This is a genomic window from Pedobacter sp. UYEF25 (genome assembly GCF_054061655.1).
This window is the reverse complement of record NZ_JBSSEL010000015.1, coordinates 22,121-47,886: the sequence shown is the minus strand read 5'-3', so window position 1 is coordinate 47,886 and position 25,766 is coordinate 22,121. Positions and strand designations below refer to the sequence as shown.

The following is a 25,766-nucleotide window of genomic DNA, read 5'->3' as shown; positions in this document are numbered from 1 at the left end:
TGGCTTAAAAAACTGCCTCAAAACTATGAAAATGAGACACCAAAAGCCGAGAAAGGTAAAAACGTTAGGCAAAAATTTACGCTGACAACTATCAAAATTAATTACTGTCAGTACATGTATTGAATAGTAGGAAGTCAGCAATCGGGAACCTGGTACATGAAACTGACTGAAATATCAACAAGCGATAAAAAAAAACTAAAAAGACAGAGCATTTGGTTTGGTAGCACGGCGCTTTTAAACTAGCAAAATGCTTAACAGTAAGCGTAAAGCAAATCCGAATCATTTTTAATGATCATAAACGTACCTATTTCAAAATTTCGTTTTGCGACTTAGTTCTTCAGTAAATAAAAAGTAGATGATAGAAATAAAATTGATCAGCGTTGGAATACTTTGTTGCCTCCTAGTATTGTTTGGAGCTTGTAAAAAAACTTCATCTTCGCAGAATAGATCTGCTAAACCGGTTGATCCCACCCATGCCGACGTTCCCGGTATTAAAACCGGATGGGATATTTATGCAGGAGAAGGATATCGCTATGGCCCGTCAATTATTATTAATGCAGATGGTTCAATTGATTCATGGTCTGCTGCTCCTGGCGATATATTCGGGGTACGGGTAAATAACTTTAACAATCAAGATGAACAAACCGCAATCAGGTTGGCAACAAATCTAAACGCTGCTCAGAAATTCACAGCTGCCAATTCATTTTATGCCATTCAAGTGAGCTGCCCTAATTGGGCTTCAACCAATAGTAGTTTAACATTGAGTTTATTTCATTGGAATACCGATTACAATATAACCATTGCCGGAACAGCCATAGCAACAGTACCCTATCCCAATTATGACGATAATCAAAATTTGGAAATAATTAATGAAAGTAAATTTCCCCCCGGCGATTATTTATGGGTATTGAGTAATCCTTCGGGATCGGCAGGAGTTTGGAAAAAAACCCGTAACCAAAATGGGATAACCAATTACATAAATGGACAGATTGTAGCTGGATGTTACACTGCCTGGATGCTACTCGATAAATCATCAGGGGCAGCGTATTGGGACCAGGTAGCTTACCGGCATTCTACTAATGGGGGAAACACCTGGTCTGCTGACCAAATGGTATTAAAACCTACAGAATTCACCAGAGATCAATTTTCTGTTTGTGACCCCGGTGTGGCTAAATGGGGAGGGTATTATTATATTGGATATACTTCTACTGAAGACAGTCGGGGTACAGATAATCACGCATATGTTTGTCGGTCAGAGTCACCTATCGGGCCTTGGGAAAAATGGAATGGAAGTGGATGGGGAGGCGCTCCCCATCCTATTATCACCTATACTGGGAGTAAGGATTTTTTTGGAGCAGGAGAGCCGTGTATGGTTGTAAAAAATGATACCATTTTCTTTTATTATTCATGGAATGCTGGCGGGAATGAAGCTGTTACCACCCGTTTGTCAACTGCTTCTGCAACGGATCCAAACTGGCCTGCAAATCTGACATACCATGGAACTGTCATCAATAAATCTAGTATTGCCGGAGCAGATCATTGTGATATAAAATACAGAAATGACATTAAAAAGTTTCAGGCTATTCATACAGCTTCCAGGCTGACTGCTCAAAGCTATATCGTTTTATGGGAGTCTACTGATGGGATCGTTTTCAATAAAGTATCAGAATTACGGAATAATCTGAACCCGTTTCTTCACAATTGTGGCTGGAGCGGTGACGAAAAAGGACACATCGATCCGGCAAAACAACAATATATCGCTTATGCTTACGGTCCAACATGGGCAAACTGGAAAACAGCTTGGCATCCGCTAATTTTCACACCATAATGTATACAAACTAAGAATGCCTGTTAAAAAAAGAAAAGAATTATTAAATTAAAGTTGTGTGTTATGAAAAAAATAGTTGTTTTATTCTTCATGTTTCTTTGCTTGCAAACAATGGCGCAATCGCCAGGTAATAATGTGCCCGCTACCGATGCGCTAGGCAGAAAGTTACCCACGCATCAGGAAGTAGGCGATCCTAAAAAAGATAAATTCGTAGGGTTGTTTTATTGGACCTGGCATACGCAGCAAAGCAAAAATCACCCACCATATAATGTAACAGAATACCTCTCCCGGAACCCGAAAGCTAAAGAAGATTTTAAGAATCCCATCTGGCCCAAAGGTAACAGTCCCTGGTTTTGGGCAGAACCTTTATTTGGTTATTATTTAGATACGGATGAATGGGTATTACGCAAACACGCAGAGATGCTGGCAGATGCCGGTGTTGATGTGATCATTTTCGATTGTACAAATGGCAACCTGACCTGGAAAGGATCTTATATGAAGCTCTGTAAAGTTTTTACAGAGGCCAGAAAAGATGGGGTTAAAACACCGCAAATCGCCTTCATGCTGCCGTTCTGGCTCACACCTGGCGGTAAAGAAATTATACAGGAAATATACACAGACTTATACAAGCCAAGATTGTATAAAGACCTTTGGTTTAACTGGAAAGGCAAACCTCTTATTATGGCCATGCCAGAATTGGTTGCTGATGTAATAGGAAATCCAGATAGCACTAAAATAAATCGGGAGATGCGTAATTTTTTCACTTTCCGTGCCGGTCAGCCAGTGTATAATAAAGGCCCTGAAAAGCCTGATCAATGGGGATGGCTGGAAATTTACCCACAACACGGCTTTTCGAAAAATGCTGAGGGCGGTTTTGAACAGGCAACCGTAGGAGTAGCACAAAATTGGTCAAAAGAAAGAGGTTTGACAGCGATGAATGCCCCGGGCGCTTTTGGCAGAAGCTATACCGCTAAGCACGGGCAGATTACCGAGCCTGGTGCCGTAAATATGGGTTATAACTTTCAGGAACAGTGGGATAGGGCTTTGGAGATAAATCCTGAATTCATCTTCATAACTGGCTGGAACGAATGGATTGCAGGTAGGACTAGTTTATGGCAGCAGCAAACCAATGCGTTTCCCGATGAGTTTAACCAAGAGGGTAGCCGAGATATTGAGCCTATGAAAAACGGGCATGGCGACAATTATTATTACCAGATGGTAAGTAATATACGTCGTTTCAAAGGAATGGCTGCTCCAGATGCGATATCTGCTCCTGTTTCCATTGCAATAGATGGGAATTTTAAAGCTTGGGAAAAAGTGATGCCCAACTATAATTCATATAAAGGAAATGCACTGCATCGCAATAGTGCAGGTTGGGGTAGTCTGCATTATACAAATAATACCGGCCGCAATGATATTGTGTTAGCAAAAGTAGCAAGAGATGACCAGTTCGTTTATTTTTATGTAGAAACCGCCGCAGCCTTAACACCAAAAACAGATGCTGGCTGGATGCGCCTTTTTATAGATATTGACGGAAACAAAAATACAGGGTGGGAGGGATATGATTTTGTAATCAATCGCATTAACCCGGATAAAAAAGCCATCGTGGAAAAAACCGATGCCGCATGGAATTGGGAAAAAGTGGGAGAAGTGGATTATGCCGTAAATGGTAATAAGCTAGAGATTAAAATTCCCAGAGCTATGCTCGGCGTAAAAGACGATCTTGATTTTGGTTTTAAATGGTCAGACAATATGCAGCACGAAAATGATGTAATGGATTTTTGGGTGAACGGGGATGTTGCTCCGGCTGGCAGGTCTAATTATCATTACACAACAATCAAATAGTTTTCGGTAAAGAATTTGACTTTTACCCATCAATCAACTTGGCGGTATTAACCGTACGGTTTTTTTATTTTAACTAAAGAAATATGAAAATATACATGAATAATGATCAACAAAAATTATTTTCATTGATTTTCTTACTGGTAATAGGTTCTTTTCTACCTAGGTGTACTAAAGAATCAACTAAAAAAGTTATAGATAAACCATCTACAGATTCTACCCAACTTAAATGGAAAGGTGATAATACGACTGATTTTAAAGCTGAGGGTCTTTCCGTAAATAGCATAGGATCAGGCAGATTGCCGCGTGTACCCTATGAAGAAAGAAAAGTAGGGATAGCTTACACTACATGGCTTCGAAGTGAAGTTTGGAATGGTAACGTGTGGACATTCCCGACATTAGGTAAATATCGTTCAGATGACCGTACCATTATCAGAAAACACGCCGAATGGCTTGCTCATGCTGGTGTAGACTTTATATGGATAGATTGGTCTAATGACCTGGGTAATAATGTTTCAATTGATCAGGTACTTACCGATATGGTTCGCCCTGATTTTGCAATGATTGAACGTTCCACCCTTTTTATCTTTGAAGAGTTTAGCAAAATGAGAGCCGAGGGTAAGAAGACACCAAATATTTCCATTTTTATTGGTAACCCTGCACCTGGACAGGCTTCTGCTGTTTCAGACGGCCTCCTTACAAGAAAGGCGGATCAGGTAAATCAGTGGTTGTTGAATAATAAAGCGCATCCGGAGTTTAAAACACTTATGCAGGAATACAACGGAAAGCCTTTAATGGTTTGTTATGTGGGTACACCTACTGCATGGCCAAACGAAACACCACCTTGGAGCGACAATCGTTTTTCTGTCAGGTTTATGACCGGTTTTGTAACCAATCAACATAGTCTTTTTGACCCCAATACAAACGAAAGTAAATACAAGTATTGGAGTTGGGAGGAGCGTGGAGCACAGACATATACGGTAGATAAAGGATTTCCCGAAGCAATGTCGGTGGTTCCAAGTTGGAGACCACAAGGTAAACAAGGGGAGAGTGGTTACATAGCTGCAGGTCTACGTAATGATGGTAAAACTTTTAAGGAGCAATGGGCAAGAGCTAGGCTGCTAGGAGTTCGTTTTGCTATGGTCGGTACGTGGAATGAGTATATAACAGGCGAGCAGCATAGCGCCGAAGTAAGTAAAGATATTGAACCTAATGAAACATGGGGAGATAAATATCTTGTATTATTAAAAGATGAAATTAAAAAGTTTAAAGGAATTAAATGATGAATTATTTAGGATGAAAACCGTTTTATTACTACGCTGTTTTTTTGTTTAAATGCTTGCAAAAAAATGTGATTCAAAATCTAATAACTTATCAGTAGAAATAGACGCCAGTTTGGTTATTTACGCAAGTACAGATGTTGATGTAACGAATGTAGAAGTCTCATCTGGAACAAATTCCGAAAACTGTAACCTATTTGTGTTTTCTACGGTACCCATTAAACAATTAACCCAAGTAAAATGGAACTGTAACATGCAGGAACATGGACTATATGTCAATGACGACACAGCGCTTTACAACTAAATAAAGAAAAAATTAAATATTTAATGTTATGCGAAATAAAATAATCGTACGAAATATTCTTCTTACTTCTTTTTTACTCACTGGATTTGGTTTTTCAGTGGTGAAAATGGGCGATACCGTAAAGGAACGAGCCAGCTTTCAAAATTCTAACATGGAAACCGGTCTGGTACATAGCGCGCTACCAGTCAAACAACGATCAGATTCAACGGACGAAAACTACTATCGGGATATTTATTCTGACACCTGGGTGGCTTCCGATGCACTTGGGCGGAAAATGCCAACTTTTACCGAGGTTGGCCCGGTAAAAAAAGATCAAAGACGCATAGTAAGTATTTTTTATATTACCTGGCATACGGAGGAGCATTATAAAAATTTAAAAATTCCATATTCTGCTGATGTAACAAAAATTTTAAAGCGTGACCCAACTGCCAGGTTGGACGCCAAACATCCGCTCTGGACTGAAGGCTCCTACCACTGGGGCGAGCCGGAAATGGGTTATTTTCTCAGCCAGGATGAATATGTTATCCGGAAAGATATGTCGATGCTAGCCGATGCCGGCGTAGATGTATTGGTGATGGATGTTACAAATGCGGTCAGGTACTGGGATGAATGGGAGGTTCTTTTTAGTATAATGCAGAAAATGAAGGCAGAGGGCAACAAAGTTCCAAAATTCTGTTTCTGGGCATTTAACGGTCCGGTGATTACTGTCGTACAGGATCTCTACGATAAAATTTATAAAACTAACCGCTTCAAGGACCTTTGGTTTTACTGGAATGGTAAGCCACTGCTATTATACAATGGCACACCAAAATTCGATGCCAATGGCCAGGACGTAAAGCAACCTAACCCGCACTTTGATGCCGCCGCAAAAACTGATGTTAATCATCCGCATTACGGCGATCAGGATTATACGGAAGAATTTTATAAGGATTATACCAAAGAGGTAAAAAACTTTTTTACAAAGCGGACAATGTGGTGGGGTTACAATAAGTGGGCTGGCAATCGTTTCGTCGGAACGGAAGATAACTGGAGTTTCGGTTACAACCTGGCAGATCCGAAGGTAAAGGCAATGAAACCTGGTGAGTTGCTCTCAACCCACAATGGGAAACGTGAAGAGGCTGCAGTTACACCGGCACAGCACCCGGTAACGATGACCAGTGAAAATATGGGCGTTGGGAAATCATGGTCACGCAAAAATGGCGAGCCCAAACTGAATGAATATGACCTTCCAGAACCTACTTTCGTTCCATGGTTAGGAAAAACAGTTAAAAACCCTGAAGGATACGGAATTTATTTTCAGGAACGTTGGGACGAGGCTCTCAAATCCAATCCCGAGTTCCTCTACCTCAACGACTGGAACGAGTGGACTGCAGGTAAATATCAACCTGCAGGAGGCGGAAATTCGCCATGGCTTGGACGCAATAGCCCTTTCTTCTTTGTTGACCAGTACAACTCTGAATTTAACCGTGGGATTCATCCTATGAAAGACGGTTACACGGATAATTATTATATGCAGATGGCTCAGAATATCCGTAAGTATAAAGGGATTAGGCCAATACCTAAGCAGAAAGGACTTCATTCAGTGAAAATTAACGGAGATTTTTTAGATTGGAAAGAGTTGAAAAATGAATACCGCGATACCAAAGGGGACATCTTCCACCGCGATCATAACGGATATGGAGGATTGCACTACACCAATAAATCGGGCAGAAACGACATCGTTACCAGTAAGATAGCTGTCGACAAGCAGAACCTAAGTTTCTACGTCGCAACTGGAGAAAAACTCACTTCCGCTATGGATAACAATTGGATGCTACTGTTAATAGATGCAGATAATAATTCTGAAACAGGCTGGTACGGCTATGATTTTATCGTCAACAAACGAGTAAAGAATGAAAACACAACCACACTGATGAGGTTTGATGGAACAAACACTGCTAATCCATGGATAGAAGTTGCAGATTTGGAATTTAGTTCTGTGGGAAATGAACTAGAGTTTGCTGTTCCGCGAAAATTACTTGGACTGGTTGGAAATAAATTTACATTTGACTTTAAATGGAGCGATAACGCTGAATCACTGAACGATCCGATCTCGTTCTGCATCAATGGAGATACCGCTCCTAACAGAAGATTCAATTACCGTTGTATATGGGAAAAATAAATTAAAGTCCCCATGCGCAGTGGCTATTGTACTTAATTCTACTTGCTAAAGATTTTATTAAATGCAAATGCTACTGAAAATAACGGAAAATTGGAAATTGTTTACCGGTTCTCTGCACTGATCAGCCATGTAATGATATGATCTATGAAAAATTATATAGGATTATTTATTTGTGTGTTTTTTCTCATTAACCGCGTTTCGCATAGGTAAAATAACATTATGCCAACAGAAGTAAGTGTTCAATAAAAGTTTGTCAGGACATTTAGCAATAGTTAAGGCAACAATTTTGGTTAAGGTTCTGTGTGTACGATATCGAATGTTTCCGAATAAGTTCCTCTTACCTAATTTGGGAGTTTGAAGAACTCAACTCGAATACAAGACGGGCATTTGACGGATAGAAGTGACTGATTTCCGACGAATGTCCGTCTAACGTCCGTCCAAGATCCGTTTTACGTCCATTTTATTTATAACCTTGGGAGTAAATTTGTAGGTGGAGTATTGAGAAATTAGCACGCGCCAATTAATCTTTGCACTTCATGCGAAAAAGCTATAATTAAAAAAATGGCGTCAAATTTTCTCCTGGCTTAATAAGCTTACAATGCTACTTTAACAGCTTAACAAATTCCGTCCTTCAGAAAGCTAATCGAGATTAAAATAATCCTATTCCGACAATACACGACTCTTGGCGAATTTATTTTTTGTGATTTTTTATGAGAAATATTTGCAATTTTCATTTTTGTTTCTACATTTGTAGAACATACTCTATACTTGTAGAATGATAAAATTATCAAAGTCTGAAGAACAGTTGATGGAATACGTCTGGCAGAAAGAAAAAGCCTTTATGAAAGACCTGATCGATTGCTTTCCAGAACCCAAACCCGCAGGCACAACAGTAGCGACTTTGCTAAAAAGGATGACAGATAAAGAAGTAATCTCCTTCAACCAATGTGGAAACTCGAGAGAATATTTCCCGCTAATAAAAAAGGTCGACTATTTCTCTAAACATGTAAACAGCATGATCAAAAATTATTTTGATGATTCAGTTATGCAATTTGCATCCTTTTTTACCAAAGAAACAAAGCTAACCAAGGCACAATTAGAAGAACTAAAAATGCTGATTGATTCTGAAATTCAAAAAAAGAAATGACATGATGCTCTATCTATTAAAAATGATTGCCTGCAGCGCCATATTCTATGGACTTTACCACTTCTTTTTAAGCAAAGAAAAAATGTTCGTATTTAACCGCTTTTATTTATTAGGTGGTTTACTGGCCTCGTATTTTATACCGCTTATTACCATTACAACAATTGTAGACGCGCCCAGGCTCAACAGTTATATCGGATACATTCCCGCGGAAACCTTGAGCACCGGAATAACTGAAACCTCTTTTCAAGATTATCTAATCTTAATTGCCTATTGTATTCTCGTAATGATAAGTGCTTTACTACTGGTACGATTTATAACGAATCTTTTTGTTATTAGGCAAAGAATTAAGGAGAGTAGGCAGATTGATTTTAAAGGAACAAAGCTAGCATTATCTAAAAACACTACTGCACCGTATAGTTTCTTAAATACTATTTTTTTATGTGAGGAAGAATACGAAAATGGAAAAATAGAACCAGAAGTGTTAACGCACGAACTGGCGCACGTCGATCAAAAACACAGCCTTGATATTTTAGTAGTTGAGGTGCTACAAATAATAAGTTGGTTTAACCCAATCCTTTACTTGTACAAGAATGCAATAAAAATGAACCACGAGTTGTTGGCCGACGCAGCTGTTTTGGACAAATTTAACGACGTGCGCAATTATCAACATATTCTACTACAACGTGCGACTTCTCAAACCTTCAATTTGGCACTAAGCAGCAGGTTTAATTACTTCACAACTAAAAAACGACTAACTATGTTACGTAAACCATTTAGTAAAAGACGGGTGTTATTGGCATCACTAGCTTTGGTACCAACCCTTGCACTTGCATTATTTGCAGGCTGTAATCAAACTGAAAAACAGAGAGATGCCGATGTTGGGAATGAAAAGAGCAGCTCGGTTTCCATCAATGGAGATTCCATACCGCGTCCTCCTGTACCACAAAACCCGAAAGTTTCACCCATTCCGCCTCCACCGCCTAGAGTGGACGCTGTGAAAATACCGCCACCTCCCCCAATTGAACCAAGGAAAAACTCTAAACAACCAACGGTAGTTGTAGAGAAATTTGGGCCAGGCGCTAGCGACGCAGAATTTAAAGAATACACTGATGAAGTTAAGTCAGGTCAAAAAGTACCGTATCATTCATCAGGTATGAGCGATGATAGACTCGCAAAATTAAATGAGATTTATTTAAAGATGAATCGGAAACAACGCGCCGCAACTTCCCAAATAGTTCTATTGCCACCGCCGCCTCCAAAAGTTACCACAGAAAAATTTGGTCCGGGCGCAACGCAATCGGAAATGAAAGAATATGAAGCAATAATTAAAAAAGGAAAAACAGAGAAAGACGGCGTTACAAGCTATTCTATTGACCTTGATCAGTCTGCGAAGATTTATAAAATATACACAAAAATGAATAAGCAGCAAAAGGCTTCGTCGACCCAATTGCCAGCACCTCCGCCGCCTATGAAAGCAAAAGAATAAAGCCTTAAGATTTTCCGCTAATTAAACCATCACGTTTACAATAGGAAAGACCTCATAAATAGGAAAGTAAATTTTCTAGTTGTGAGGTCGTTGGTGTAGATGAAGAACATGAGGAATAGGATAAGGTATCAGCATTCTAACCGTGTAGTTCTTGCATCAAATTACAACGGGTTAAAACCCGATGTGACTAAATCGGTCGTGCCGATGGCACTAAAAGCTTTAAAAAATTCTTTGCAAACTTGATAAGCCAACGCTTTCCTAAAATTTATTTAGGTTGCAAACGCCCCGCATATCCATCAAGCCGTCATGTTGACGCTAGGAAACATCTCACATCTAGGAGCGTGAATTATTACAAGAAGGCTGATTGTGAGAACTTTCGTTCCCCAGGTTGACGCTCCCGAGGACTAAATTGCGCTGATCTTTTTTGGTCTTTTATTGGAGAAGAATGACCAGTTCCGTCTTTGCTCCTTGCTCTTTATTCCCTTATCATCGCGCTAAAGGCGCAATCCTCAAAACCCATAACTCAATCTAAATCCCTGACTTATTTTTTTATTACCATCATAAGCAAAACCATAACTAGCTCTAAATATAAACCTTTGCAAACCAAAATAAAACTCTTTATAATTTCTTTTTTCTGGTGATGAAAGATAGCCACCACCGACAAATTCTTCCAACTTTAATTTTCTAATCAAAGGAATTTTATTGATAAAAAATCCTGCGAAATTATGTTCTAAGTGCGCTTCAAAATATTGTTCGCTAGTACTAAATTGATAAAAATCTAAATATTGAAATTTTCGTAAATCCGGCGGAAAAATCGTAGAAATGTTTCCTGCAAAATGTTTATAATCTAAATAATATAAACTGCTATTGTTTAAAAACTTTCCGGCTCCTACCAAAAACGAAGTGTATCCCCAGAGCCCAAGACCAATTCTATCTTGCGAAACTTCTGCTTTTACAAAGTCGTAATCCACATCGCTAGACAACACATCTTTAAAGCCTTTCTTATATGTTAACGATATACGTGGATATTTAGATCGCGTGAAAAATTTCCCATCTGGCCGTGTAATGTATTTCTGGCCAATGGTGTAGGTTAAATTTGCCGTTGCACTGAACGATTGATAATGTGGGAATAGTGACGTTTCTTGAGTCGGTGTAAAAGGATTATTTGAAGTAAACATCAAATTTTTTCGGTCTAATATAGTAAAACCGGTATGATTTACCATCGTTTCATTGTTGCTATAATCGACATTTAAATTTCCTTGTAAACCATTCACTAGTGCTCTACTTGTATAAATACTGGCAAATCGTTTATAATAAAACTTTGAATAGTTTTTTTCATAGAATAAAGAATTAATGGAATTACCCAATAAGGTCATCGAGCCCAAATTATTAAGATCGAAGACACCACTTCCAAAAGAACCTCCAACGCTTGCACTTTTTACGGGATCATAAAAATAATTTCCGGTTAAACTTCCTGTAAGTTTTTGATTTGCAAATCCATAACGAAACTCTGGCCTAATGGTATAGTTGACATTGTTCTCGAAACTTTTTCGATAAGTTACGCCATATTTAATGACAAAACCTTCTACGGTATTGTAAAAAACAGCGCGCAACAAAGGATCGAAGCTATAGGATTTTTTTTCAAACCGATTGTTGATTCGGTAGCCATTCCATAATAATTTCCAAACAGAAAATTTGTTATTATCACGCTCTACAGAATCTAAATAAGCTTTTGACTGCTTTAAGATAGAGATGCTGTCTTTCTTAATATAGTCATTTCTTTCATCCATCGTTAATGGAATCGGTCTATTTTCGGACCAATAAGCAGAGTCTTTTTTATTTACAAGTTTAGTAATCTTCAAAATTTCCCCGCTAAAAAAATTCTTAGGAAAATCTGGATTCACGTCGTAATGACTGTAAACACCGACATAATAACCGGCAAACTTAAATCCAAGCACATTTCCATTAAATTGAAAATTTATGGTGGTAGGCATGTAAACGTCTTTCACTTTAGTAAAAGACTGTTTAATATTCAACGTATCAATAAAATTAATCCCCGCGCTCTTGGTTAAAAATAAGTCTGTGTCGTAAATGCGCCAACTATCGTCCATAATATAAATGATCCCGCGAAATACTGGGTCATTTTCTCGTCGGGGGATGACCTGAATTTTATGGATTACTGCGCCACTTTCTGTAGTCTCACCTAAATATTTATAATGATAATAAAACAGCGCATTGTCTGCCAAAGGCGAAATAAATCCCCGAGAACTTAGGGTATTTGCCAATAAATAATTATCATAAAAATTAATAATCAAGTCAGAAGCTTTGTTGAAACTAAAGCCGTTATCTCTGCCGGAGATTCTCGAAGAAATCATTTCCTCGTGAATCTGATCCGGTCTTTTAAAACTGAATTTACTTTCTGATTCTGATAAGTAAATAATTCCTTTTCTGTTACTGTCTAGCGATAGTGTTTTTTTAATGTCTCTACCCATAAACTTTTTTGGCGCGCCAACCAATTTCTGTACCCCTTTAATATATACATTACAGCTGTACGCCTTAACTTCCTCGAGGTGCTCTTTCCGAACCTTAATTGCTTTCCGCATAATGGCATAAGCGGGGTCTTCCGCATTTGCCCTAATTGTAACGTTATCCAAAGTATAACTTTCAGGACTTAGCGCAACATTCAAAGAGACATCGCCTATTACATTTAAAATTTTCTCCTGCGGCTTATATCCTACGGCTTTAAAAACCAACGTAACTGTTGCTTTATTTATCCGAAGTGTATATCTACCGTCTATATTCGCGGAGGTGCCAATGGTAGTATTTTTTAAATAAACAGAAGCAAATGGAACCGTTTCTCCCTGTGTGTCTCTCACCAATCCGTGTACTGTAAAGGTTTGCGCAAAAGCTGCGCATGTGGTAAATGAAAGAATTACCAGCGCGTAAATTTTTATCATAAAAGTTTTCTCGCCTAAAATATCGAAAATAATATACAACAAACGCTTTGACCGATTTAAAGTTTGCCAACAAAAATTAAGTCGTTAAGGCTAAAGTTAAAAATTGAGATCGAAACATGGAGTGTGGAAATCGGAAAAAAGAGCTTTGATATGGCGTTAAAATTCCACATCATTTTTGTAAAGAATGGCAATATGGTTCTATATACCACATTTTGTGTTAGTTTGTTTAGCCCGATCCTTTGGCCTTGGCCTACAATTAAAGTCCTCCTCAAGCTATTTTCTGACAGCATGTCAGCCAATGGCGTTGTTTTTTTTTACATTTTTTCAGTAATTAAGTGCGAAAAACTGCCAAAAATCAATTGGCACATACATTGCTAAAATAGCGATAACGAGTAAAAAATTAAAGAGAAAAAAATAATAAATACAATGGGAAAAATTATTGGAATAGACTTAGGAACAACAAACTCATGTGTTTCGGTGATGGAGGGCAACGAGCCTGTAGTTATCGCGAACAGTGAGGGAAAGCGTACTACACCGTCTATCGTTGCTTTTGCAGAAAACGGTGAACGGAAGGTTGGAGAGCCTGCTAAACGTCAGGCTATTACAAACCCAACAAAAACGATATACTCAATCAAGCGCTTCATGGGCAACAGTTTTGATGAATGTTCAAAAGAAATTGGCCGCGTACCTTATAAAGTAGTAAAGGGCGATAACAATACGCCTAGAGTAGAAATTGGTGATAGAAAATACACTCCGCAGGAAATTTCTGCGATGATTTTGCAGAAAATGAAAAAAACTGCTGAAGATTTTTTAGGAACTGAAGTGACTGAAGCGGTAATTACGGTACCTGCCTATTTTAACGATGCACAACGTCAAGCTACTAAAGAAGCTGGTGAAATTGCAGGTCTTACTGTAAAACGCATTATTAACGAACCTACTGCTGCGGCATTGGCATACGGTTTAGATAAAGCCCACAAGGATATGAAAATCGCAGTTTTTGATTGCGGTGGTGGTACACACGACGTTTCTGTATTAGAACTAGGTGATGGCGTTTTCGAAGTAAAATCTACAGATGGGGATACGCACTTAGGTGGGGATGATTTTGATCACGTAATTATCGATTGGTTGACTGCTGAGTTTAAGGAAGAAAATGGTATGGACCTTGCAAAAGATCCAATGGCATTGCAACGCTTAAAAGAAGCTGCAGAGAAAGCTAAAATCGAATTGTCCAGTACTACAAGTACTGAAGTTAATTTACCATATATTACTGCAGATGCAAGCGGCCCTAAGCACTTAGTACGTACGTTAAGTCGTGCAAAGTTTGAGCAGTTGGCTGATACGCTTATCAAAAAGACGATTGATCCTTGTAGATCAGCGCTAAAAAATGCTGGTTTAACTGCAAGCGATATTGATGAAGTGATTTTAGTGGGTGGATCTACGCGTATTCCTGCAATTCAGGAAGCTGTTAAAGCTTTCTTCGGTAGAGAGCCAAGTAAAGGTGTAAATCCTGACGAAGTTGTTGCTATTGGTGCAGCAATTCAAGGTGGTGTTTTAACTGGCGATGTAAAAGATGTATTGTTGTTAGATGTTACGCCACTTAGCCTAGGTATAGAAACAATGGGCGGTGTAATGACGAAATTGATAGAAAGCAACACGACCATCCCAACAAAAAAATCGGAGACTTTCTCTACTGCTGCCGATAACCAGCCGTCTGTAGAAATTCATATTTTGCAAGGTGAACGCCCGATGGCTAGCCAAAACAGAACAATCGGTCGGTTTATATTAGATGGTATTCCTCCTGCACCACGTGGTGTGCCTCAGGTAGAAGTAGCGTTCGATTTAGATAGCAATGGTATTTTACACGTAAGTGCGAAAGACAAAGCAACTAATAAAGAGCAAAAAATTCGTATCGAAGCTTCTTCTGGATTAACAGAAGCAGAGATTAAGAAAATGAAGGAAGAGGCTGAAGCAAACGCAGAAGCCGATAAAACTTTTAAAGAAGAAGCGGATAAAATTAATTCTGCAGATGCTTTGATCTTTACCACAGAAAAGCAATTAAAAGAGTTTGGTGATAAATTATCAGCCGATAAGAAGGCACCGATTGAATCTGCTTTGAAGAAGTTGAAAGAAGCACATGCCTCGCGCAATTTTGCTGATATTGATGCTGCTCAAGGAGAATTGCAAACGCTTTGGAATACCGCCTCAGAAGAAATGTACAAAAATGCTGATCAGCCACAAGGCGCGCCAGACCAACCGCAAGGTGGTAGCGAACCAGAAGCTGGACCAGATAATGTAACTGATGTAGATTTTGAAGAAGTAAAAGAAGACGACAAAAAGTAGTCGAAAAGTTAGAGATTATTATTAGAGCATTCCGAACCTAATCGGGATGCTTTTTTTTTGTTCAAAAAAGCGCAAAATATGTTGATTTTTATGGGCGCTTTAACACGCCAATCACTGTACTAAGATTATCCGCAAATTGGCGCACAATCCGTGGTGCCGCTTCTGTCGTTAGCGCGCTTTCTAGCTACAAAATAGTTAATGAAGTAACGCACTCTCCCGGGTATAATCAAAAAATAAATAATAGAAAGTTGGTAAATTTATGTGTAGCCAATTGAATGTTTATCCCAATACACCCTAAATAGAATGAATTTTTCTAACAACTTCTAGCAAGGCTTACCGCTTCCTCTTCACAATGGGTTTCTCATGAAACTCTAAATCATCGACTTTACCGAAATGCCTATTTAACAAGACAATTGCCGGCCAAATTAATATCGGCGACCAGCGACTTAAATAATGTATCGACCCAAGTGGTTGCATAATTAAATCCAACATAAAACCGAAAAAGAAAATAACCGGAACAATTAATGTTCTACAACGCGCTAGCCTTCGAGTTTTAATATGGTCTAATCCTTCAGAAATTCTCCCCCTGTTTTTAATGATAAAAGAGAGCATAAAGTAGTTTAATAATCCAATCATCGAAACATTTATGCTGTAAAAATAATATGGCAATTGAAAAGATGCATTCTCGCTGTAATAGGATGAGCTAAATGGCATCAAGACTATAAAAAAGAGAAAGAAAAAGTTTAGCCAAATTATTTTATCGTCGTAACTTTTCAGAAAAGAGAAAAGCCTATGGTGCGAACGCCAATAAATGGCAATGACAAAAAAACTCATGATAAAGCCCATAAACCTCGGCACAAGTTCTAATAATTGTTCGGCTGTTTGACTGAATGAGGAATAAGGCAAAATGATAGGCGCCCTAATTTCTATAACTAATAACGTTATTGCAATGGCAAAAACAGCGTCTGTAAAAAGAACCATCCTTTCTACTTGAAACTCTTTCTTTAAATCTCCATGCTCAGACATATAGGTACTATTAAAAAATTAATATAAATTAAATCAAATTTATTTCCCTAAACAAAGATAGGTTTGGAAAAAAAGACCAAACCTATCTTGAAATACATCATGTTAAAAAATATTCGGAATTTTGCACGAATTTAAGTCCACAGTTTTGTAGGATAAGTGCCATCGTTTACTAAACTAGTGATGCTTTCTTGTACAAAAGGTTTATCTTCTTTATACGTTACGCCAAACCACTGACTACCTGTTGGCACCACTTTAAAAGTTGCTTGATTGTTTTTTACCAAATTTTCGCCAATAAGGGGAATAAAAAATTCTGCCTTTGGCTTGTCTTTGTTTGCCATGGCAAACTCTTTAAACAAGTTTTCGGTGATGCTAAATACGGCTGGTGTAAAGCCCCAGAAATTCATAGAAACAGGCGTTTCAAAGCCTAAAGGATATTCTTTTCCATCTTCTTCATACACAATCGTTCCATCCTTTTTATAAACTTGAGTACGTTCTACAATTTCCTCTAGATTACCTGCATCGTCTACCTTACACACGCCACGAGATACAGAGCCAAAATCAGAAAGGGTTTTTCCAATTTCATATCCAATAATAGAAAAATGGCTATCAGTTGCCTCTTTACTTAAAAAGTGAACCATTTTCTCAAAAGCATCAAATCCATAATAATCATCTGCATTAATTACACAAAATGGCTCTTTTACAACCTTTCTACCCGATAAGATAGCGTGTGCGGTACCCCAAGGTTTTTCTCTATAAATTTCTTCTTCTATTCCAAATTGCTTTAGGTCAAAGTTTTGAAACACATAGTCTGTTTCAATTTTGCCTTTAAGTTTTGGCTCGAAAATACCCTTAAAATTATCTAGAAATTCTTCTTTGATGATGAAAACAACTTTGCCAAAACCAGCTTTTATTGCATCATAAATCGAATAATCGATAATGGTTTCTCCGTTTGGACCAAATCCATCAATTTGTTTCATACTTCCGTAACGGCTTGCCATTCCGGCTGCCAATATTAATAACGTTGGTTTCATAGTCTGCTAAAATAATAATTTTACTTATAACCTGCTGAAATTTTTTGTTTTAAAAACCGAATAGTCCGCCGCCATTAGCCCGCGGCTTTTTACCGGTTAACATTCCAAAAATACCTCGCACAATTTCTTTTCCTATTTGCCTAGTAATGGTAGCTCCCATCACTTCTTCTACTAAGCTTTTTTCGCCAGATTTTGGCTTGCTTGATGTCTGCGCTTCCTTTTGTTCTTGTGCTTCTTGCTGTGCTTTTTCTGCCACCGCAGCTTGCTCATTTACCCGCTTTGTTAGCATTTCGTAGGCACTCTCTGGGTCTATCGCATCTTTATACTTCCCATACATTGCGCTCCCCTCAACTAATTTATCAAAATCAGCAGGCGTTAAAGGTCCCATAATCGACCTTGGCGGCGTAAGCATAGTTGCGGCAACTTGTGTTGGGATGCCTTTTTCATTTAAAACAGTGATAAGTGCTTGTCCGGTTCCAAGACCCGTTAATAGCTCGTCTATTTTATAAAACGACGATTTTGGATAGGTGTTAACTGTTTTTTTCAATGCGTCTACATCATTCGGCGTAAAGGCCCTAAGTGCGTGCTGTACTCTATTACCGAGCTGCGCCAATACACTTTCCGGCACATCTGTCGGAGACTGCGTACAAAAGAAAACGCCGATTCCTTTAGACCTTATCAGCCTTATGATGGTTTCTATCTGCTCTAAAAAAGCTTTCGATGAATTTTTAAACAGAAGATGTGCTTCATCGAAGAAGAAAACCAACTTTGGTTTATCTAGATCTCCCACTTCTGGCTCTCTATTAAATATTTCTGCAAGAAGGCTTAAAAGAAATGTAGAATACAATACGGGTTGATTTTGCACATCTGCGATATTCAGCAAACTGATGGTCCCCTTTCCATCTACCCTTTCAAATAAATCATCAATATCAAAAGATTTTTCGCCAAACATATTTGCCAAACCCTGTTGCTCTATTGCAATTATTTTCCGTAAAATAGTACCAGAAGTTGAAGACGAAATAGTGCCGTAATTGCTTTTAATTTCTGCTGCACCGGTTCCCTCCGATAAATACGAAACAAGCTTTTTCAAATCGTTTAAATCGATAATAGGCATTTTATTATCATCGGCATACTTAAAAATGACTGCCATAACACCCGCTTGTGTGTCGTTTAAGTCTAACACCTTCGAAAGCAAAGTTGGCCCGAATTCCAAGACGGTCGCCCGCATTTGCGCTCCCATTTTTCCAGAAAGGGAATAAATCTCTACAGGAAAACCGGTTGGAACAAATGGTTTATTTAATTCTTTACTCCTTTCCTCTATTTTAGGATTAGAAGGCCCGGGCTCACTCATTCCTGATAAATCGCCTTTAACATCTAACATAAATACAGGTACGCCTGCATCAGAAAGTTGCTCTGCTAAGAGCTGTAAAGTTCTAGTTTTTCCGGTTCCGGTAGCTCCGGCTACCAAACCATGACGATTCATCATTTTTAGAGAGAGGTTTACCTCTGCATCACCATAAACGATGCCATCTAAAATACCGGCGCCTAAGTAAATAGACGATCCCGAAGGGGAATAAGAAGATTTTATCTCTTCTACAAAGCTTGCCGATTTGTCGCTCATTTTTGCTAATTTTCTGCACAATTTAGCAAACTATCCTTAAAACTCGTCTTGTTGGATATTAAATTCTGAAAATTATTCTGATGGACGCTCTAGCTGTTTGTAGTAATTCAGTTCGTTTTCTAAACTAATAACCCTACTCTGCACATCTTCTAATTGATTTAGTAAATGTGCAACGGCATGCAACCCTTCTAAATTGATATCTAAATCTTTATAAAGGTGTTGAAATCGAGTAAGTTTTGGCAATTCGTCAGCATCTAGAAATGCTGTTTTTTTAACCACAATCGTTGTAATCAATCCAAAATCTGCAAGTGCATGGACAAAATTGATTTCTATCTCTTCATACAAACATATGTCTGCTATGGCGATGAGCTTACTTTCCATAATGCTTAAAGTTTAGCTAGTTTTTCAAATAATTCCTTTTGCTCCTCATTGAGCGATGTTGGCAACTGTACATTCCACTTAATGTAAAAGTCGCCAAATTGATCCTCTTTTTTATACACTGGAAATCCTTTGCCTTTAAGTCTTAACGTGCTCTCGGGTTGTGTACCGGGTATAATTTTTAGTTTAACCTTCCCGTTTAAAGTTTCTACAATTTTCTCGCCTCCCAAAACCGCAGTGTATACATCTATTTGTTCTTCTACATAGATATCATTGCCCTTACGCTTATACTTTGGATCATTTGCAAGCACAAAAGTGATATATAAATCTCCTGCAGGACCATTATTTGTTCCTGGCGCTCCATAACCCGACAATTTAATTTTTTGTCCGTTCTCTACTCCGGCGGGGATGGAGATCCGTACCTGCTTTCCATTAACCGTAAGGGTTTGTTTGTGCGTTTTATAGGCATCTAACAAGTTTAGATTGAGCTGCGCAGAGTAATCTTGCCCTTTGAATGCGGTTTGTCTTCCCCCACCCTGCTGTCCACCAAACATAGAAGAGAAAAAATCTGAAAAATCCTCTCCACCGCCAAATCCTCCACCTTCATTTGCATAACCTCGTTGGCTGCGGGATTGTTGTCTTTGGCCACTTTGTTTCTGTTGCGCCTCCATTTGATCAGCATGCTGCCAATCCTTTCCATATTTATCGTATTTCTTACGCTTTTCAGGATCACTTAACACCTCATTTGCTTCGTTAATTTCCTTAAATTTCTTCTCGGCCTCAGCATTGTCTGGATTGATATCTGGATGGTGCTTCCGAGCAAGCTTTCTGTAAGCCTTCTTTACATCGGCAGCGGTAGCATCTTTATTTAATCCAAGTAATTTATAATAATCTACGTAGTCCATATTAATAAACAAAAAACATTATTGTGTTCAAATTTATATATTTGGCACCACAAAGAACACGTATCGGGATAAAAAATGACCGACGAATTTTAACTAACCAGTATTCATCCCACAAAAGTGGGATTATCTAGCTCAACTCTTAATCAATCTGTAAAGACAAAATTAGACCTAATATGCTACTAAAAAAATTAACATTACTTATTCTTCTTTCTTGTTTTGCGTTCGGCTTAAAAGCCCAGAAAAAACTTAATGTTGTAGTAGATGGCCTTAGCCATGCGCTAGTCTACGATGTGATTAACGATTACATCAATGGAGATATTAACATTATTGCGATCGTTGAACCAGACCTAAATGTGGTGGCAAAATTTAAAAGGAAGTTAAGCTTCCCACAGAATATATATTACGGAGATTTAGCAGCCGCTTTAAAAGATCACAAACCAGATATAGTGTTGGCCTACAATGCTACCAGCGAGCATATTGATGTAATTGAAACTGCAGCGCCACTGGGAATACCCGTAATGGTAGAAAAACCACTTTGTTTAAACAATAAGGAAGCAGAACGAATCGCTTTTCTATCCAAAAAATATAACGTTAAGGTGTTAACCAATTACGAAATTACCTGGTATCCAAGCAACCAAGAAATATTTAAAAAGGTGAAGGAAGAAAATAAAATTGGAAACATTACCAAAATGATTTCTGCTGATGGCAATAAAGGACCCATGGAAAGTGGCTTAAGTAGAGAGTTTTTAAGTTGGCTAACAGATCCTGCAAAAAATGGAGCAGGTGCGTTGTACGATTTTGGTTGCTACGGAGCCAATTTAATGATGTGTATGATGGATGGTAAAGCACCAATTTCTGTCACCGCGGTATTGAATCATCTAAAACCCAGTGTCTACCCAAATGTAGATGATGATGCATCAATTACCTTAGAATATCCCAAAATAACCGGAGTTATAAGAGCTTCTTGGTGTTTCCCAACGGCAGCTAACGTTTTTGCGGTTGTGGGAGATAAAGGCGAAATTCAAGCAACAGATAGAGCCACGGTAAACATTAAAGAGGAAGGGATTGAGGGCACCAGGATCTACAGTGCAAAACCTTTAGATTCTACCAAATCAAATTACATCAATTATCTCAATGCAGTTTTAAAAGACAATGTGGTGCAAAAAAATGATTTGTCCTCACTTGAGAATAACATGATTGTAATGAAAATCCTGGTGGCTGCAAAAGAATCGGCAAAGACGGGTAACAAGGTTTACCTAAAATAAAGAGCCTTTTTTAGCAGTCGTAAAATAAAAACCTTTTTCTCGTTAGCTCATGAAATCGTAATTTACTGCTATATTTATAATTCTCTCGCGACTAAAAACGAACATTTAACATTTTTACTACCTCATTAACAAAAAACCTATGCTATCAAAAAAGCTTATTTTAACCCTTATATGTGCTATCTCTTTTATCTCTGTATACGGGCAAACCAAACTTAACGTTGTGGTAGCCGGGTTAAACCACGACCATATTTATGGTATAATGAATAGCTATAAAAATGGCGAAATAAACATTCTTAGCATCGCAGAACCTAATGCCGAACTCGTGGCAAAATATAAAAAAATGTACAATATCCCTGCAGATGTATTTTACAACAACTTAACAGATGCGTTGAAAAACAAAAAACCAGATGTAGTTTTGGCTTACAATGCCATAAGCGACCATATCAATGTAGTAGAAATCGCAGCTCCGCTTGGCCTATCTGTTATGGTAGAAAAACCACTGTGTTTAAATAATAAAGAGGCAGAAAGAATTGCTTTTTTGGCGAAGAAATACAATGTTAAGGTTTTGACTAATTATGAAACAACTTGGTACCCAAGCAACCAAGAAGCATACATAGCTATAAAAACAGAAGATAAGATAGGTTCAATTGTGAAAATGATTGCCCATGACGGTCATCAGGGGCCAAAAGAAATTGGTGTGAGTAAAGAGTTTTTAAGTTGGTTAACCGACCCTGCAAAAAATGGAGCAGGTGCCTTGGTTGACTTTGGATGTTATGGAGCCAATTTGATGACTTGGATGATGGATGGTAAAATGCCAATTTCTGTTATGGCGGTTACTCATCAAATTAAACCAGCTGTTTATCCAAAAGTAGATGACGATGCGACCATTTTATTGGAATACCCAAAAGCTACAGGAATTATCGAGGCTTCCTGGAATTGGCCATTTAGCATAAAAGATTTCGAAGTTTTTGGCAAAAGTGGCTATTTACAATCCGTTAACAACAACACAGTGCGTTTTCGCAAAGATGGCATGAATGGTTACGACATTTATAAAGCGAAAGAATTAAGCGCCTCAAAAGCAAACTATCTAGGCTACTTAACGTCGGTTTTAAAAGATAGCAATGAACCTAATAACGATCTTTCCTCTTTGTCAAACAATATTATTGTAGTTAAAATTTTAAGTGCCGCAAAAGAGTCTGCAAAGACCGGCAAGAAGGTTTATTTGAAATAAATCTTAGGCGTTCAACAAATCCTGAATAACCTGAAGTACTATTTTGCAAAAATTAGGCACACCGCAGCGCCAAGATTTATTCTTTTGCCAGAATCTACTAATTTTCCTGTGGTTTTGCTTCGTTTGAAGATGACAATTTCTTTGGTATATTGATGACCAACAAGCAGGTAGTTTCCTGTTGGATCGATTGTAAAGCTTCTGGGACCCTTACCTAGACTGCTAATCGTTTCTATGTGTGTGAGCTTTCCTGTAGGCATGATGGCGAATATGGCTATCGCGTTTACATCTCCACGATTGCTCTCGTAAAGAAACTTGCCGTCATCAGATAGCAGAATCTCTGCACCATCAATAGCGCCTTTAAAGTTTTTAGGAGCGGTTTCGACGTCCTCTACTCTTTTAAATTTGCCATCGGCAAAAGCCAAAACCGAAATTTGCCCTGTAAACTCATTTACCAAATAGGCAAAATTTCCATCTTTTCCAAAAACGATATGTCTTGGTCCAGTTCCTGGCGTAGTCTCATAAACTGCGTGCGGTGTAAGAATGGTAGCCTTTGCTTCTGGGTGATAATTGTAGGTATAAACTTTGTCTTCGCCCAAATCATTTACAATAAAATATTTTCTATCAGGCGAAAAAATTCCCATGTGAACGTGGGCACTTTGTTGTCTTCCTTTGGCGTCTACGCTACTGCCAGTATGCTGAATACGTTGAACCAAATCTGTAAGACTTCCATCCGCCTTTCGATTGAAAACCGTTAGACTTCCGCTAGAATAATTGGCTACAAATACATGTTTTTCGTCAACCGTAAGGTAACATGGATCAGTACCGCCGCTCGCCACTTTATTTATAAAGTGAAGTTTCTGAGTTTTGCTATCGTATTTAAATGCGCTTACAGTGCTCATTTTACTGTCCTCATTTACTGCGTAAACATATTTACCGTCTGGAGCAATTGCTAAAAAACTAGGATTGGCGGCGTCAAGCTCCTGCGTTCGAGTAGCTTTAGCAGTAATAGAATTAAAATCATAACTATAAACTCCTTTCGCCATATCAGAGTTTGTATAGGTACCGATAAGTAGATTATGCTTCATTTTTTGGGCGAGGGACATTTTGGAAATGGCTAATAACGCCAAAACAGATAGAAATAATTTCATTGTTATTTTTTCAACAAAAATGGTTAAAATTTATTAACGCTGCAGAAATTGATTCTCATTTTCCAATATAGTCCAAACAAAAACTTGGCCCACAAAAAAAGCAGCTCTAAAAGCTGCTTCATTTTTTCTTATTTCATCAAATGTTTTATTTGAACGAGTTCATGATCTTCTAAATACCTCCATCTGCCTCTTGGGAGGTCTTTCTTAGTTAGATTTCCGTAAACAACACGGTCTAATTTATCGACGTTGTACCCCAAATGCTCAAAAATTCTACGTACAATCCGATTTTTTCCACTGTGAATTTGTATGCCAACTTCCTTCTTGGTGCCACCGGCAACATAAGAAATGGCATCTGGCTTAATTAACCCATCTTCTAACTCCATTCCAAAAGCAATCTTATTTAAGTCTCCTTGAGACAAAGACCTGTCTAACTCTACATTATACATCTTGCTGATGCCATTTTTAGGGTGCGACAGTTTATCCGCCAAGTCGCCATCATTAGTCATCAAAAGAAGGCCAGTGGTGTTTCTGTCCAATCTGCCGACCGGATAAACGCGCTCATTTGTTGCTTTATCTATCAACTGCATAACCGTTTTTCGCTCCTGGGGATCATCAGTGGTGGTGATGTAATCTTTAGGTTTATTCAATAAGATGTATACTTTTTTCTCTCTTTTTAAAAGCTCGCCATTATACCTTACAGCGTCTTTTGAAGGATCTACTTTATGACCGAGCTCGGTAATTGCCTCACCATTAACACTTACAACGCCCGCTGCAATAAATTCATCGGCTCTACGGCGGGAACAAATTCCGGCGTTTGCAATATATCTGTTCAATCTAATTAACCCCTTATCTGCATTGGTTTTCCTAGCAGGCGCTAGAACGGTGCCAGATGCACGCTTTTTTTCGAATGGTTTATCTTCATCTCGTTTTCTAAACGGACGCGTATCACTTCCGTCTTTACTCCTCGGCGCAACATCTCTAGAACTCCCAGCACTCGGCTTAAAATCGTCCCACTCTTTTTTAGTATACTTAGGCTTGTGTTCTCCCTCGCCACCCTTATCAAATGATTTGGTCCTAAAACTTTGACCCTCTTCTTTCTTAAATCCCTTTCCTCTATCGTCTTTGGAATATGGCTTATCGCCAAAATTCCTATCTCTAGGCTTTTTAGGATCAAATTCTTTTTTGCCAGAAAACTTATTTGAATCTCTAGAATCAAAATCTTTCTTTCCTGAAAACTTTCCCGATTCCCTTGAGTCAAATTCCTTCTTCCCAGAAAATTTTCCTGAATCTCTGGAGTCAAAATCTTTTTTCCCCGTGAACTTTCCCGAATCTCTTGGTTTAAATTCTTTTTTCTGGTAACTATCCCGAGTGTCACTTTCCGATCTCGGGCGAAAGGTCTTTTCGTCTCTATCGCGACCAAACGTTCTTTTTTCATTGCCTTCCGAATTTCGATTCTTGAAATCAGGTCGCTTATCCGAGCTATTTTCTCTATCAGCACTTTTAGTGCTGCGTGCTCTTGGTGCATTTCTATCGCCAGGTTTGCGACCACCAGAGCTGGACTTGTCATCCCGACTGTTCCTATTGTTTTTATTTATCATTACTTTTGTTTATCCGTAAAAATACGGGTCGCAAAATTACGCAAATTTGCCCACTTTAACAACTAACAATAAGCATTTTAACAATCGTAGATGTGAACGTTAAATCGCACTTTTTCATGTCTTTTCAATGAAAAACATACCCTTGCTTTCGTGATTTTTCCTGCCAGCTAAAACTTCCTCCTTCAAAATGCTCAATAAGCCAACGAGAATTTACTAAC

Annotated in this window: 18 protein-coding genes; 10 read left to right on the top strand and 8 right to left on the bottom strand. The window is 38.4% G+C overall.

From position 1 onward, the window contains the following. The first annotated feature begins 355 nt into the window (after positions 1 to 355). From ACVWYG_RS14150 to ACVWYG_RS14120, 7 genes are all read left to right on the top strand, one after another. Positions 356 to 1,828: a hypothetical protein gene (locus ACVWYG_RS14150; RefSeq protein WP_457270887.1), complete on the top strand. Its 1,473-nt coding sequence runs from the start codon at positions 356 to 358 to the stop codon at positions 1,826 to 1,828. Positions 1,829 to 1,891: 63 nt separating this feature from the next. Then, positions 1,892 to 3,673 (top strand): hypothetical protein, encoded by a 1,782-nt coding sequence (locus ACVWYG_RS14145; protein ID WP_457270886.1) that lies wholly within the window; start codon positions 1,892 to 1,894, stop codon positions 3,671 to 3,673. A gap of 83 nt (positions 3,674 to 3,756) precedes the next feature. Then, complete coding sequence (locus ACVWYG_RS14140) at positions 3,757 to 4,953, top strand: hypothetical protein (RefSeq protein WP_457270885.1); 1,197 nt, start codon at positions 3,757 to 3,759, stop codon at positions 4,951 to 4,953. Between the two features lie 52 nt (positions 4,954 to 5,005). After that, positions 5,006 to 5,254 (top strand): hypothetical protein, encoded by a 249-nt coding sequence (locus tag ACVWYG_RS14135; RefSeq protein ID WP_457270884.1) that lies wholly within the window; start codon positions 5,006 to 5,008, stop codon positions 5,252 to 5,254. 28 nt (positions 5,255 to 5,282) lie between these two features. Continuing rightward, positions 5,283 to 7,415: a hypothetical protein gene (locus ACVWYG_RS14130; RefSeq protein ID WP_457270883.1), complete on the top strand. Its 2,133-nt coding sequence runs from the start codon at positions 5,283 to 5,285 to the stop codon at positions 7,413 to 7,415. Between the two features lie 775 nt (positions 7,416 to 8,190). Beyond that, complete coding sequence (locus ACVWYG_RS14125) at positions 8,191 to 8,562, top strand: BlaI/MecI/CopY family transcriptional regulator (RefSeq protein ID WP_457270882.1); 372 nt, start codon at positions 8,191 to 8,193, stop codon at positions 8,560 to 8,562. A gap of 1 nt (position 8,563) precedes the next feature. Next, positions 8,564 to 10,048, top strand: coding sequence for a M56 family metallopeptidase (locus ACVWYG_RS14120; protein ID WP_457270881.1), 1,485 nt, complete (start codon positions 8,564 to 8,566; stop codon positions 10,046 to 10,048). 509 nt (positions 10,049 to 10,557) lie between these two features. Here the strand turns inward: ACVWYG_RS14120 and ACVWYG_RS14115 are convergent. Beyond that, a complete protein-coding gene (locus tag ACVWYG_RS14115) occupies positions 10,558 to 13,005 on the bottom strand; it encodes a DUF5686 and carboxypeptidase regulatory-like domain-containing protein (RefSeq protein WP_457270880.1) in 2,448 nt (815 codons plus the stop codon). 426 nt (positions 13,006 to 13,431) lie between these two features. Here ACVWYG_RS14115 and dnaK point away from each other — a divergent pair, with 426 nt between their 5' ends. Next, entirely contained in the window at positions 13,432 to 15,345 is a 1,914-nt protein-coding gene (dnaK, locus tag ACVWYG_RS14110) for a molecular chaperone DnaK (protein ID WP_457270879.1), read from the top strand. Between the two features lie 333 nt (positions 15,346 to 15,678). On the opposite strand, the gene ACVWYG_RS14105 is transcribed toward dnaK, so the two are convergent. From ACVWYG_RS14105 to ACVWYG_RS14085, 5 genes are all read right to left on the bottom strand, one after another. Then, entirely contained in the window at positions 15,679 to 16,371 is a 693-nt protein-coding gene (locus ACVWYG_RS14105) for a TMEM175 family protein (RefSeq protein ID WP_457270878.1), read from the bottom strand. Between the two features lie 131 nt (positions 16,372 to 16,502). Continuing rightward, positions 16,503 to 17,402 carry a nucleotidyltransferase family protein gene (locus ACVWYG_RS14100; protein WP_457270877.1) on the bottom strand — a complete coding sequence of 300 codons (900 nt, stop codon included), beginning with the start codon at positions 17,400 to 17,402 and terminating at the stop codon, positions 16,503 to 16,505. A 49-nt stretch (positions 17,403 to 17,451) separates the two neighbouring features. Beyond that, positions 17,452 to 19,023, bottom strand: a complete 1,572-nt coding sequence (locus ACVWYG_RS14095; protein WP_457270876.1) for a helicase HerA-like domain-containing protein — start codon at positions 19,021 to 19,023, stop codon at positions 17,452 to 17,454. A gap of 72 nt (positions 19,024 to 19,095) precedes the next feature. Beyond that, positions 19,096 to 19,404 (bottom strand): chaperone modulator CbpM, encoded by a 309-nt coding sequence (locus ACVWYG_RS14090; RefSeq protein ID WP_457270875.1) that lies wholly within the window; start codon positions 19,402 to 19,404, stop codon positions 19,096 to 19,098. A gap of 5 nt (positions 19,405 to 19,409) precedes the next feature. Next, positions 19,410 to 20,306: a DnaJ C-terminal domain-containing protein gene (locus ACVWYG_RS14085; RefSeq protein WP_457270874.1), complete on the bottom strand. Its 897-nt coding sequence runs from the start codon at positions 20,304 to 20,306 to the stop codon at positions 19,410 to 19,412. A gap of 173 nt (positions 20,307 to 20,479) precedes the next feature. Between ACVWYG_RS14085 and ACVWYG_RS14080 the strand changes: the two genes are divergently transcribed. Together ACVWYG_RS14080 and ACVWYG_RS14075 are read left to right on the top strand one after the other, a co-directional pair. Continuing rightward, the gene (locus ACVWYG_RS14080) at positions 20,480 to 21,571 is read left to right on the top strand and encodes a Gfo/Idh/MocA family protein (RefSeq protein ID WP_457270873.1); all 1,092 of its coding nucleotides are present in this window, start codon (positions 20,480 to 20,482) and stop codon (positions 21,569 to 21,571) included. 139 nt (positions 21,572 to 21,710) lie between these two features. Further along, entirely contained in the window at positions 21,711 to 22,802 is a 1,092-nt protein-coding gene (locus ACVWYG_RS14075; RefSeq protein ID WP_457270872.1) for a Gfo/Idh/MocA family protein, read from the top strand. A gap of 38 nt (positions 22,803 to 22,840) precedes the next feature. Here the strand turns inward: ACVWYG_RS14075 and ACVWYG_RS14070 are convergent, their stop codons facing one another. Both ACVWYG_RS14070 and ACVWYG_RS14065 read right to left on the bottom strand, forming a co-directional pair. After that, positions 22,841 to 23,950 carry a lactonase family protein gene (locus ACVWYG_RS14070; RefSeq protein ID WP_457270871.1) on the bottom strand — a complete coding sequence of 370 codons (1,110 nt, stop codon included), beginning with the start codon at positions 23,948 to 23,950 and terminating at the stop codon, positions 22,841 to 22,843. A 128-nt stretch (positions 23,951 to 24,078) separates the two neighbouring features. Then, positions 24,079 to 25,548 (bottom strand): pseudouridine synthase, encoded by a 1,470-nt coding sequence (locus tag ACVWYG_RS14065; protein ID WP_457270870.1) that lies wholly within the window; start codon positions 25,546 to 25,548, stop codon positions 24,079 to 24,081. Positions 25,549 to 25,766: the final 218 nt, after the last annotated feature.